The organism is Bradyrhizobium sp. ORS 278, assembly GCF_000026145.1.
Taxonomy (GTDB): Bacteria; Pseudomonadota; Alphaproteobacteria; order Rhizobiales; family Xanthobacteraceae; genus Bradyrhizobium.
Map to the genome: position 1 here is coordinate 3,945,539 of NC_009445.1, position 12,440 is coordinate 3,957,978.

Here is a 12,440-nt window from a genome sequence, read left to right on the forward strand (position 1 = left end):
CGTTAACGCGCCGTCAACACTGTTCCGAACACGCACGCACCGCATTCGCCCGGACGGCAGCTTCAGCCGCCTGAGCCGGCGCGGTCGCGGAAGGCCTCGACCATCAGCGGATTGAGTCCGAGCTCGGCCAACGCCTCGCGCGCGCGGGCATTGTCCATTGCGCGGCCCGCAAGCCGATGGCCGCTCAGACGGTCGGGCAGGGCCGTCAGCAGCGCGCCCTGGCCGAGGCGCCGCGACCATTCGTGCAGGTCTTGTGCAAGGAAGCGGTAGCCGCCCACGGCCATCACGCCGGCCGGCGGCGCGGTGATCGAGATCGTGTCGTGGACGCGGTCGAGCCGCACGGCGTATTCGGTGTCGACGAAATCACGCGGCGGCGCCGGCATCAGCGAGTCGCTCGGAGGCGGCGGCGGCGCATAGGCGGCCACCACGACCATCGGTCCACGCAGGCCGAGCGTCCCCTTGGGCGTCACCAGGATCTCGCCGGCGATCGACGATCCCGGCTGCTCGCGCGGGGCACCCTGGCGACCCGGCTTGACCGGACCGGGACTGCCGTCAGCCGAGGTCCGGCGGATGGCGAACAGTCCGGCCTCGCCGAACAGATAGACGTCGGTCAGCTCGATCGCGTGGGTCTTCCAGGCCGGGCTCGAGGCGACCTGCTCGGGCGCGCGCCACATGCCGAGCACATAGCGCAGGCTGGGCAGGCGGGCCGCGAGCTCGCCTTCGTCGAGACGGAACGCGAGCTGCGCCGGCACGATCAGGGTATCGCAGCCGAGCTGCGCGAGCTGCTGCTCCAGGGCGTCGGCATCGAACGGATGATGCAGCGCGAGGCTGCCGCCCGACAGCAGCCAGGTGACGACGGAGGCGGCGAGCCCGGCGAAGGACGACGGCAGGAACGCCGACATCATATTCACGCCCTGCGGCAGATCGCTTTCGAGCGAGACCGCGAGCCCGCCGGCGATCAGGCTGAGATGCGTCCGTGGCACCGCGCGAAAACCATCGGCCGTGACGTCGAACGACACGATCGCTGCCTTGCGACCGTCCGGCATGATCCCGCGCGTCGAGCGGGAGGGCTTTGCGATCGACTGGTCGAGCGAATACATGCCCTCGGGCAGATCGCTGCCGAAACCGCAGACGTGCCGGATCGAGAACGCCTCCGCGGCGGCGTTCATCGCGAGATCCGCGTGGATGACGCCGTCGATCTTGGACATGGTCACGATCGCGCGCGCGCTGGTGCGGTTGAGCGCCGCGACCAGCTCGGACTGACGCCACAGCAACGGGAACACAGCGACGACGAGGCCGGCGCGGTGCGCGGCGAGCACCGTCAGCACAAACTCGATCGTGTTGGGCAGTTGCACGGCGATCACCGAATGCGCGGGCAGTCCGGCGTCAATGAAATGCGCTGCCAGCGCCGAGATCACGCGATCGGCTTCGGAGTAGGTGAGCCGCATCGGGGGACGCCCGGTGACGCGCTGCTTGTTGCTCGGATCGACGAGGGCGACGGCATCCGGCTTGCGCGCCAGGATGCGTTGAAACAACGCGTCGAGCGTCGGCGACGTATTGGCCTGATTCACCTTCTGCCCCGTACTTTCACGGATCCGGCCGACCAACTGCCCCGGTTGGTCATTTCGATGCCGGCTCCGGCCGCTGCCACCAGCTCTCCGGGAGCGCTCCCGTCAAAGCTGTTCTCTTGGGCCGTTCTATACGATTCCACCGAGCGATCCATTCCTCGGCGGCATTGAGCACTGGAATAGCGTAGAACCCCGCCATCAGGGTACGGTCCAATGCGCGAACGGTCGAGATAAATTCCGGCCTGTCGCGGGCCCGCAACAGCGCGGCGATCATGGCATCGATCGCCGGATCCTTGGCGCCCATGTAGTTCCGCGTTCCGGTCCGGTCTGCCGCCTCGCTGCCCCAGTAGAACGCCTGCTCGTTGCCCGGCGACAGCGACTGGTCCCAGCGGTTCTGGATCATGTCGAACTCGAAGGAGAGCCGGCGCTGGTCGAACTGCACGGGATCGACCACACGGATCGATGCGGTGATACCGGCCCGCTTGAGGCTGCCGGCATAGGCGAGGGCGATGCGCTCCTGGTCGCGCGTCGTCACGAGAATCTCGAATGCCAAGGGCGCCTGCGTCGCCCGGTGCCGCAACACGGTGCCTTCGAGGCCGTAACCGGCGTCGGCAAGCAGATCGAGGGCGGCCTTGAGCGTGGCACGATCGCGCCCCGAGCCATCCGTGACGGGGAGGCGATAGCTGCCGTCCATGATGTCGGTCGGAATCTGCGCTGCGAATGGCTTCAGCAGCTCGCGCTCGGTGGCGTCGGCCGCGCGGCCATAGGCCGACAGCTCGGAGCCCGCGAAATAGCCGCCGCTGCGGCGGTACAGCCCGAAGAAGTAGTTGCGGTTGATCCATTCGAAGTCGAACAACAAGGTCAACGCACGGCGCACCCTGATGTCGGCGAATACCGGACGGCGGGTGTTGAACACCAGGAACTGCGACGGCTGCGGCATCCCCGAGGTGGAGCTGTCGCGGATGACCTCGCCATTGCGCGCAGCCGGGAAGTCGTAGCCGTCGTGCCAGCGCAGCGGCTCGGTCTCGACGCGGAAATCGTACAGGCCGCGCTTGAACGCCTCGAACTGGCCGTTGGATTCGCGGTAATAATCGAGCCGCACCTCGTCGAAGTTCCACAGCCCGCGGTTGACCGGGAGATCGCGGCCCCAATAGTCGGGATTGCGGGTCAAGGTGACGCTGGAGCCCGGCTGCACCGCGCTGACGCGATATGGGCCGGAACCGAGCGGCGCGGTCATCGTCGTATTCTCGAAGCTCGCAACGTCAGTGGCGTGCTTCGGCAGGATCGGCATCAGCCCGAGAATCAGCGGCAGCTCGCGATCCCCGGTGCCGCCGAAGTCGAACCGGATCGTCAGGGGATCGAGCACATCGGCCTTCGCGACCTTGCCGTAGAATTGCCGGTGGTTGGGACGGCCATGATCGCGCAGCAGCGCGAAGGAGAACGCCACGTCATCGGCCACGACCTGCGTGCCATCGGAGAAGCGGGCGCGGGGGTCGAGGTGGAACGTGACATAGGTCCTGCGGTCATCCGTCTCGACGCTGCGGGCGAGCAGGCCATAGAGCGTGAACGCCTCGTCATTGCCGCGGGTGAGCAGGCTCTCTACCACATGGCTACGGATCTGCTGCACCGCAACGCCGCGGACGATGAACGGATTCAGGCTGTCGAAGGTGCCGAGAAGCCCCCAGACGAGCCGGCCGCCCTTGGGAGCATCCGGATTCACATAGGGCATGTGATCGAAGCCGGCCGGCATGGCCGGCGCGCCGTGCATGGCGATTGCCGCAGTTTCGGCGGCGTTTGCGCCGCAACTGTAGACTGGCTGCAACAGCGCCAGAATCGCGCCGGCCAGCGCCGCGCCGGCGCCCGACATGCGCTGCAGCTTCAGGATCAAGGCGCAAGCAATTGATTCGAAACGGGCCACGAAGGGCTTTTACCACAGCGCCGCGCGCGCTAAACGGCGTCTCCGAGATGGCGTCGCGGCATTGATCTTTCCGTGTACCACGTTATGAAAGCGGTCAATTGAGCAGCGCGGCAACGCCTGTCACTTATCCGCCTCATTTCCTGAGGAGACAGCCGCTTCAACGGCTTGGTGTGGCGCCTTTGGCGGTCTCGGGCGCTGCCGTTCAGAAAGGGTTTTCCGCAATGAATTTCCGTGACTTGGCCTCGTCGGTTGGGCCGCGTGGGCGGCTCGTCGCCCTGCTGGCAGTCACCGCGCTGGCCGTTTCGTTCGCCTCGGAGGTGCAGGCGCAGGCCCAGCCGCCCGCGGCACCCAAGGCGAAGGCTCCGGCTCCGGCCGCTCCCAAGGCTCCCGCTCCGGCCGCGCAGGCGCCGGCCGCTCCTCCCGCCGCCGGCCAGCCTCAGCAGCAGGCGCAGCAGCAGGAAATGCCGCAGCTGATCTATGCGCCCTGGACCAAGTTCTGCCTCAAGGGCCAGGACGCCAATGCCAAGCAGGTCTGCTTCATCGGCAAGGACGGGCGTATCGAATCCGGTCAGCCTGTGGTTGCAGCCGTCATCATCGAGCCGGAAGGCGAGCCGAAGAAGATCCTGCGCGTGACCCTGCCGCTCGGCATGCAGCTGCAGCCCGGCACCCGTATCGTGGTCGACAGCAACCAGGCGCTGCAGAGCCCCTATGTGATCTGCTTCCAGAACGGTTGCATGTCCGACTACGAAGCGACCGCGGACTTCCTCGGCAGCCTCAAGAAGGGCCAGACCCTCTACGTGCAGGCGATCAACTCCAACGGCACCGCGCTGACCCTGCCGCTGCCGCTGCAGGAAGGCAACAGCAGCTTCGCCAAGGCCTATGACGGCCCGCCGACCGATCCGAAGGAGTTCGAGAAGACCCAGCAGAAGCTGCAGGAAGAGCTGCAGAAGCGCGCCGAGGAGCAGCGCAAGAAGCTGGAGCAGACGCAGCCTCCGGCGAAGTAGTAACGCCGCCAGGGTTCGATGCATCGACACGCAAAAGGCGCTCCGGTCGGAGCGCCTTTTTTATTCAGGTCAGGATTTGTTGGTGAACACCGCGCGCGAGGCGCCTCACCTTGCCTCGGGCCAAGTTGCGGCCGAACGCCGGTGGTGCTCAGTTTCGCCGCGATCAGTTCAACAGCGGATTGCGGGGACGATAGCCGCCGGACTTGTCCTTGATGAAGATCTCGGCCACCTGAGAGTGCCGAATGGGCTCGCCCGACTCGTCCGGAACGAGGTTCTGCTCGGACACATAGGCGACGTATTCGGATTCCGCGTTCTCGGCCAGCAGATGGTAGAACGGCTGGTCCTTATGCGGACGAACCTCCTCGGGGATGGAGAGCCACCATTCCTCGGTGTTGTTGAACTCAGGGTCGATGTCGAAGATCACGCCCCGGAACGAGAACACTCGGTGCCGGACGATCTGGCCGATCTGAAACTTGGCAGTTCGCGCTTTGATCATTCTAGTCGAATAGACCAGGATTGAGGCCGATGCTAGTGCCCGGGCGGCGGATTTAATCTGGACACCGCCTGATTCGCGCCCCGCATTCCAAGGCCCCCGACGGGCCTCCGCAAAGACCCATGTTCGACATTCTCAATCTCGCCCTGCCGTATTTCGGCGTCGTTTTCATAGGGTTCGCCTGCGGTAAATGGAAGGGGCTGCCGGAGTCCGGACTGTCCTGGATGAACTTCTTCCTGCTCTACGTGTCGCTGCCTGCCTTGATGTTCAACCTCATCGCACGCACGCCATTCGCGGAACTGAGCAACCCTCCCTTCCTGGTTGCAACGACGCTTGCGACCATGCTCACCTTCACGCTGGCGCTGGTGCTGGGCAAGCTGATCGGCCGGCTGTCGCTGCGCGAGGCGACGATGGCCGGGCTCGCCGGCGGCTACGGCAATATCGGCTATATGGGGCCGGGGCTGGCGCTCGCCGTGCTCGGGCCGAAGGCCGCCGCGCCCACAGCGCTGATCTTCTGCTGCGACAGCATCTTCCTGTTCTCGATCGTGCCGCTGCTGGTGGAGCTCACCGAACGCGACCATGCCTCGTTGGGGCATGCCGTGCGCACCGTGCTGCAGCAGATCCTGCGGAACCCGCTGATCATGGCGACCGCGGCGGGCATCCTCGCGGCGGCATTGCAGCTGCATCCGCCGACCGTGATCGATCGCACCCTGCAGTTCCTGCAGAACGCCGCGGCGCCGACGGCGCTGTTCGCGCTGGGCGTGACGGTGGCGCTTCGCCCGTTCGAGCGGCTGCCTTGGGAGGTGCCGGTGCTCACGGTCGTGAAGCTCGTGATTCACCCGCTGGTATCGTTGGCCCTGATGCTGCTGTTCGGGCCGTTCGCGCAGCCCTGGGCCGCGACCGCGGTGCTGATGGCGGCGCTGCCGCCCGCGCTCAACGTGTTCGTGATCGCGCGCCAGCACGACAGCTGGATCGAGCCGGCGTCATCGGCAGTGCTGATCGGCACCTTCGCTTCCGTCCTGACACTCACGACGGCGATGTGGCTGATCCAGAGCGGCCGGCTGGCGTTCCCGTAGTCCGCTCTCAGCCGGCCTTGCGGGACGTGCGCCAGGACGGCGCCAGACCCTCACGCATCGCCAGCCGCCGCAGCGGCCCGATGCCGCCGATCAGATGCATGCCGACCGCGCGTACCGACTGCATCGGCAGGAGGTCGCTGAGCAGCGAGCGATTGGCGACGTCGATCACGAAGGTACGGCTCAGGATATCGGCGCGGCGCGCGGCGCCATAGCGGGCGATCACCTGCTGTGCGCCGGGATCCTCGCCGGCCGCCTTGGCCTTGGCCACGACGGCAGCGATGTCGATGCCGTCGCGCAGTCCGAGATTGAGGCCCTGCGCGCCGATCGGCGGCACCACATGCGCGGCCTCGCCGATCAGAGCGATGCGGTTCTGCGCGTAGCGTTGCGGCCGCTCGATCGCGAGCGGAAACACATGACGGCCGGGCTCGACATGGACACGGCCGAAGATCGAATGCGATTGCCGCTCGGCCGCCGCCGACAGCGCGTCGTCGTCGAGCCCCTGCAGTCGCTCCACGTCCTTCGGCGAAGCCACCCATACGACGCTGCAGCGGTCGCCGGGCAACGGTACGAATACGCACGGACCGTGTGGTGTGTGGAATTCCGTCGAGACGTTATGGTGCGGGCGCGCGTGGCTGATGTTGAACGTCAGCGCCGCCTGCTGCAGCGGACGCCGGCTGACGCCGATGCCGGCCGCCTCGCGGCACAGCGAATGCCGGCCGTCGGCGCCAACCACGAGCGCCGCGCTCAGCATGTGGCCGGACGCAGTGGTGACGGTGACCGCATCAATGCCGCTCTGAACGCTTTCCGCGTCCTCCGCGATCCGCACCAATTCGTTGATCTCGGCGGCGCGCTTTTCAAGCGCTTCGACCAGCACCGCATTGGCGATGTTGTAGCCGAACACGTCGAGCCCGATCTCCTCGGCGACGAACCGCACCTCGGGCGCGCGGATCAGCCGGCCGGTATCGTCGACCAGCCGCATCGTCTTCAGGCCGGCGGCGCGATCACGGCACGACGACCAGACGCCGATCTCGTCGAGAAAATCGACCGAGCCGCCGAGCAGGGCGGTGGTGCGGTTGTCCGCATAGGGGGCATGCCGGGCGACGAGCGCGGTCCGGGCGCCGGTCTGCGCAAGCGCGATCGCGGCCGCGAGCCCCGCGGGGCCGCCGCCGACGACGATGACGTCGAAGCTGGTGTGTTCGGAGCTGGTGTCTGCCTGGGTCATGCCGGAACATTTGACGTTCCCGCCGGCATTTTCAAGAGTGATCCCGCGCGCCTGCGCGGCGCATCGCCGCAAGCGGCGATATGCAATTCGCTCCGATTCCTGATAGCAGTGAGCCAGCATGGATCAGGTCAGACCAGAGAGCGCGGTATCCCCGACGCCCGCGCATCGCGCGGCCGCGTTTTCGGTCCATGTGTTCACGGCGCTTGGCGCCGGCGTCGCGCTGCTTGCCATGCTCGAGGCGGTGCGCGAGCACTGGACCGCGATGTTCTGGTGGCTCGGCGTCGCGCTGGTCATCGACGGCATCGATGGTCCCTTCGCGCGCTGGCTCGACGTCGTCCATGTGCAGCCGGACTGGTCGGGGGACGTGCTCGATCTCGTCGTCGACTTCACGACTTATGTGTTCGTGCCGGCCTATGCGATCACCGCAAGCGGCCTGCTGCTGCCGCTGGCAGCACCGGTGATCGGCGTCGGCATCGCGGTGACCGGCGCGCTGTATTTCGCCGACCGCCGCATGAAGAGCGACGACAATCATTTCCGAGGCTTCCCCGGCCTGTGGAACATTGCCGCGCTGTATCTGTTCCTGCTGCATCCCTCGCCGCTGCTCGCCACGCTCGGCCTCGCGCTCCTGATCGCGCTCACCTTTGCACCATTCCACGTCATCCATCCGGTACGCGTGCAGCGGCTGCGCTGGCTGACGCTGCCGCTGGTCGTGCTGTGGGGCGTGCTGGTGATTTACGCTCTCCGGCAGAACTTCATTGTGCACCCGGCCGTGACGGTCCTGCTGTGCGCGATCGGCCTTTACATCGTCGCGAGCGACTCCGCGATCCGCCTGTTGAGATCCTTGAAAGCATGATCGACCTTCTCACCAGTCCCGAAGCCTGGGCGGCTTTGCTGACGCTGACCGCGCTGGAAATCGTTCTCGGCATCGACAACGTCATCTTCCTGTCGGTGATCACCGCGCGCATCCCCGAGCCGCAGTCGACGCGCGCCCGGCAGATCGGGCTGGCGCTGGCGCTGATCTTCCGCATCATGCTGCTCAGCGTGCTGGTCTGGCTGATCGGCCTCACCCAGCCGGTATTCTCGATCGGCAAGCTCGGCTTCTCCTGGCGCGACATCATCCTGATCGGCGGCGGCCTGTTCCTGATCGCCAAGGCGACGCACGAGATCCACGCCGAGGTCGAGGCCCGGGAGGAGGAGGGGCCGCAGGCCGGCGGGCGCAGCAGCTTCTTCTGGGTGATCGCACAGATCATCGTCATCGATCTCGTGTTTTCGCTCGACTCGATCATCACGGCGATCGGCATGGCGCAGGATCTCGAGATCATGATCGCGGCGGTGATCATCGCGGTCGTGATCATGTACGTTTCGTCCGGGCCGGTCGCGCGCTTCGTCGCCAATCATCCGACCACCAAGATGCTGGCGCTTGCCTTCCTGGTGCTGATCGGCGTCGCGCTGGTGGCCGACGGCTTCGAGTTCCACATCCCGCGCGGCTACATCTACTTCGCAATCGCCTTCGCACTCGCGGTCGAGGCCTTCAACGTCATGGCCTCGCGCAACCGCAGGAAGCGCCGAGGCTGAGACTGAGGCTGAGGCCGAGATGCCGCCGGGCCGAGTTGACAAGGCTCGCTTGATCGCCTTGGCTTGACGCGCCGGCCGGCCGAAAGCGCGCGCCGGCCCGCGCGACGAACCGAATGTCCGCCGAGAATCAGGTAATTATCAAAGCTTCTTGCGCCGGATTCTCAGATGCGGCCGGGAGGGAGTCCGAAGGGGAGATCGCGGGATGGCCAAGGCGGTGCGCGTGCACAAGGTGGGTGGGCCGGAGGCGCTCGTCTACGAGCCGGTCGATCTGGCCGCCCCCGGGCCGGGCGAGGTCCGCATCCGCCAGCATGCGATCGGCCTGAACTTCATCGACGTGTATTATCGCACCGGCCTGTACAAGGCGCCTGGTCTTCCATTCGTGGCCGGCAACGAGGCGGCGGGCGAGGTGATCGCGGTCGGCCCCGGCGTGACGCACTTCCATCCCAGCGACCGCGTCGCCTACTACGAAAATCTGGGCGGCTACGCCACCGAGCGCAACATCGGCTGGCAGCGCCTGGTCAAGCTGCCCGACCACATCACCTATGAACAGGGCGCCGTGCTGATGCTCAAGGGGTTGACCGTGTGGTACCTGCTGCACAAGACCTTCAAGGTCGAACCGCATCATCGTGTACTGATCCACGCCGCCGCCGGCGGCATCGGCCTCTTGGCCTGCCAATGGGCGCGCGCGCTCGGCGCGCATGTGATCGGCACCGTCGGCTCCAAGGCCAAGGCCGATCTCGCGCTCGCCAATGGCTGCGATCACGTCATCCTCTACAATGAAGAGGATTTCGTCGCGCGGGTGAAGCAGATCAGCCGCGGGGAAGGATGCGACGTGGTCTATGACGGCGTCGGCAAGTCGACCTTCCCGGGATCGCTGTCCTGCCTCAAGCCGCGCGGCCTGTTCGTCAGCTTCGGCAACGCCTCGGGTCCGGTACCACCATTCTCGATCGCCGAGTTGAACAGCCACGGCTCGCTGTTCGCGACCCGGCCGAAGCTCAACGACTATGTCGGCAAGCGCTCGGAACTGCTGGAAGGCGCGGACACGCTGTTCTCCGCGGTGATCAGCGGCAAGCTACACGTGCCGATCAATCACGCCTACGCGCTGAAGGACGCCGCGCGCGCCCATGCCGATCTCGAGAGCCGCGCCACCACGGGCGCGTCGATCCTGAAGCCGTGATGCGCGAGGCCGTGGCTCAAGCCTCGTCGCGGAGGGCGGCCTCGTCGCCGGCCGCCCGGCTCCAGAACACCTGATCCGTCTGGGCCGCCATGGCCGGCTCGATCCGCGCCGGCGCGAGGCTATCCTCTCCGCGGCGCCAGGCGCTCTCGCGCTTGGGATCCTCGAGCGCCAGTGCAAGCCCCTGGTTCAGCTCATAGAGCCCCGAGGCGAGTCCTGCCGAATCCAGCGCCGCCCGAAGCGAATCCTGCACCAGGCTGCGCAGCGCGACATGCGGCGCCGAGACCGGCACCTCGACATCCCGCCCGGCCATCGCCTGCGCGCAGGCGCGACGATCGAACGAGGCATGCCCGCGACAGGCGAGCGGGCGCACCGCATGAATGATGCAGCCGCCGCGGACCACGAATGGACAGGGCTGGCGCAGCGCCATCCGCTCGGTCTCGCCGAGGCCACGTGTGGTGCGATTGGCCAGTTTGACTCGGCGCGCCAGCGAGCCGAGCGCCGTGGCCGCCATGCGCGTGTCGATCTGGCGGATGTAGCGGGCGAGCAGAAAGATTTCGGGTGCGGTGGCCGTGACCCGCAGCGCGCAGCATGAGGGACAGCCCTTGGCGCAGGCGAGTGCCGGCAGATGCGCCGTCTGCGCATCGATGTTGGCTTCGAACAGATCGAAGGCCCGATCGGCCAGCGTGTCCGCCAGGTTCGGCCCGGCGGTCGAGGCAACAAGCGCAGCGAAACTGCGCTGCAGTTCACGAAAGGCCGCGTCGCTCATCCCCATCCTCCGCCATTGCCGTGACGATGAACGCCAGCGGCCGCGGCGCACCCGGCGCGCCGCGGTCGACAGGAATGAGGCGGAGAGGACGCTCACCGCCTCATTCGAAACGAGCCTCGATCAGGCCGCGACGTCCTTGAGGATCGCCTCGAAGCAGGGGCGGGGAATGCGGAAGAAGCCGCGGCCGCCGGCGAACGTCTGATAATGCGGACGGGCGACGTCCAGCAGCCGCTCGTACCACTGGTTGGCGGTCAGGCCGGCGGGCTTCTCGCCGATCATGTTGATGTCGGAATTCGGGAAGAAGCGGACGTGGATCAACACTTCTTCAGTGGCGGCAGCGGGGGCGATGTGGCTGCGCGTGTCCTCGACGGGCAGCACCCGCGCCAGATTGTCTCTCGCCATATTTGCATCTCCTTCTTGCGTGCCGACGTCGTTGTCGGCGGGATGATCATCAGCTTGGTCCGGCAAGCCTCGTCCCTGACGAGCTGATCACATCCCGTACGACGCTATATCCCGTGAGATACAACGTCATGCATCGGATCGCAGGTGTTTGGCCCCGCCAAGATCGTTGTTCCAAGGGGTATTTGTCTTTGATCTGGGTCAATCGGCTGGAAAGCCGCTGAGGATGTCGGTAGACTTCGGCGTCATGACTCCTGTGCGCATTGGCATCTTCTGCCCCTACGACAATCACGGCCACGGCCATGCCGCGGCCATTCAGGCCGAAACCGATCTGGTGCTCAAGGCTGAGGCACTCGCCTTCGACGAGGCCTGGATCTCGGAGCATCATTTCGACGCCGGCAGCTCGAGCCCGTCGATCTCTCCGCTGCTCGGCTATCTCGCCGCGCGAACCTCAAGGATCCGTCTGGGCACGGCGGCCGTGCTGCTGCCGTTCCGCCGGCCCATCGAGGTCGCCGAGGACATCGCCACGATCGACATCCTGAGCAATGGGCGGCTTGATTTCGGCGTCGCGCGCGGCGGGCCGTTTCCGGAGCAGAACCGGAATTTCGGAGTGCCGCCCGAGGAGACGCGCCCGCGCATGCTCGAGGCGCTGCATCTGATCCAACGTCTACTGACGGAGGACGAGGTCTCGCACCACGGCCATTACTTTCGGGTCGATCGTCTCAGGCTGACGCCGCGCCCGCTGCAGCAGCCGGTTCCGACCTGGATCGCATCGGCCAGCGATGTCGCGCTCGATGACGCGGCCGCGCATGGTCATGGGCTGATGGCCGGGCTGACCTCGACGATCGATGACGTCAGACAGATGCTGCGAAGCTATCAGGCACGGCGCCCCGGCGCCGATCCGCGCCTTGCGGTGTCGCGCTTCTATTGCAGCGCTCGGACGCGGGAGGCGGCCATGACCGAGGCGGCCCCGTTCCTGCAACAATTCTTCGATCGCCGCCGCCGGCTGTCCGCCGCTCCCGGCGCCGAAGTGCCGCCGACCAACGTCGACGGCTTCCTCGCGCGCTCACTGATCGGCAGCCATGACGAGGTCCGCGCCAAGCTCGTCGAGCTCGCCACGGCTGGCCCGCGCAGCGTGCTGCTGGTCCCGACCAGCACCGACGCGCTGCGCCGCTGCGAGCTGCTCGAAACGTTCCGCACCCACGTCCTGGAGGGGCGGCCCGGCTGACGCGGCACCGCCGC

At 66.7% G+C, this 12,440-nt stretch carries 12 protein-coding genes; 6 read left to right on the forward strand and 6 right to left on the reverse strand.

Features of this window, described 5'->3' with window-relative positions; genetic code table 11:
• Positions 1–62: 62 nt before the first annotated feature.
• A complete protein-coding gene (locus BRADO_RS17640) occupies positions 63–1,571 on the reverse strand; it encodes a class I adenylate-forming enzyme family protein (RefSeq protein WP_041757577.1) in 1,509 nt (502 codons plus the stop codon).
• Between the two features lie 49 nt (positions 1,572–1,620).
• On the reverse strand, positions 1,621–3,435 hold the full coding sequence (locus tag BRADO_RS17645) for an extracellular solute-binding protein (RefSeq protein ID WP_041757579.1): 1,815 nt from the start codon (positions 3,433–3,435) through the stop codon (positions 1,621–1,623).
• Between the two features lie 272 nt (positions 3,436–3,707).
• Between BRADO_RS17645 and BRADO_RS17650 the strand changes: the two genes are divergently transcribed.
• Complete coding sequence (locus tag BRADO_RS17650; protein WP_041756660.1) at positions 3,708–4,490, forward strand: invasion associated locus B family protein; 783 nt, start codon at positions 3,708–3,710, stop codon at positions 4,488–4,490.
• A 163-nt stretch (positions 4,491–4,653) separates the two neighbouring features.
• Here the strand turns inward: BRADO_RS17650 and hspQ are convergent, their stop codons facing one another.
• Positions 4,654–4,986 carry a heat shock protein HspQ gene (gene hspQ / locus BRADO_RS17655; protein ID WP_008965329.1) on the reverse strand — a complete coding sequence of 111 codons (333 nt, stop codon included), beginning with the start codon at positions 4,984–4,986 and terminating at the stop codon, positions 4,654–4,656.
• A gap of 119 nt (positions 4,987–5,105) precedes the next feature.
• Here hspQ and BRADO_RS17660 point away from each other — a divergent pair, with 119 nt between their 5' ends.
• A complete protein-coding gene (locus BRADO_RS17660) occupies positions 5,106–6,059 on the forward strand; it encodes an AEC family transporter (protein WP_011926688.1) in 954 nt (317 codons plus the stop codon).
• 7 nt (positions 6,060–6,066) lie between these two features.
• Here the strand turns inward: BRADO_RS17660 and BRADO_RS17665 are convergent, their stop codons facing one another.
• Positions 6,067–7,281: a UbiH/UbiF family hydroxylase gene (locus tag BRADO_RS17665; protein ID WP_011926689.1), complete on the reverse strand. Its 1,215-nt coding sequence runs from the start codon at positions 7,279–7,281 to the stop codon at positions 6,067–6,069.
• A gap of 118 nt (positions 7,282–7,399) precedes the next feature.
• Here BRADO_RS17665 and pcsA point away from each other — a divergent pair, with 118 nt between their 5' ends.
• From pcsA to BRADO_RS17680, 3 genes are all read left to right on the forward strand, one after another.
• Positions 7,400–8,134: a phosphatidylcholine synthase gene (pcsA, locus tag BRADO_RS17670; RefSeq protein ID WP_011926690.1), complete on the forward strand. Its 735-nt coding sequence runs from the start codon at positions 7,400–7,402 to the stop codon at positions 8,132–8,134.
• A complete protein-coding gene (locus BRADO_RS17675; protein ID WP_011926691.1) occupies positions 8,131–8,856 on the forward strand; it encodes a TerC family protein in 726 nt (241 codons plus the stop codon). The genes pcsA and BRADO_RS17675 overlap by 4 nt, the downstream gene beginning before the upstream one ends.
• 202 nt (positions 8,857–9,058) lie before the next feature.
• On the forward strand, positions 9,059–10,033 hold the full coding sequence (locus BRADO_RS17680; protein ID WP_041756661.1) for a quinone oxidoreductase: 975 nt from the start codon (positions 9,059–9,061) through the stop codon (positions 10,031–10,033).
• A 16-nt stretch (positions 10,034–10,049) separates the two neighbouring features.
• Here BRADO_RS17680 and BRADO_RS17685 read toward each other — a convergent pair whose 3' ends face one another.
• A complete protein-coding gene (locus BRADO_RS17685; protein ID WP_011926693.1) occupies positions 10,050–10,799 on the reverse strand; it encodes a hypothetical protein in 750 nt (249 codons plus the stop codon).
• A 120-nt stretch (positions 10,800–10,919) separates the two neighbouring features.
• On the reverse strand, positions 10,920–11,201 hold the full coding sequence (locus BRADO_RS17690; protein WP_011926694.1) for a hypothetical protein: 282 nt from the start codon (positions 11,199–11,201) through the stop codon (positions 10,920–10,922).
• Positions 11,202–11,424: 223 nt separating this feature from the next.
• Between BRADO_RS17690 and BRADO_RS17695 the strand changes: the two genes are divergently transcribed.
• Positions 11,425–12,426, forward strand: a complete 1,002-nt coding sequence (locus BRADO_RS17695) for an LLM class flavin-dependent oxidoreductase (RefSeq protein WP_244422838.1) — start codon at positions 11,425–11,427, stop codon at positions 12,424–12,426.
• Positions 12,427–12,440: the final 14 nt, after the last annotated feature.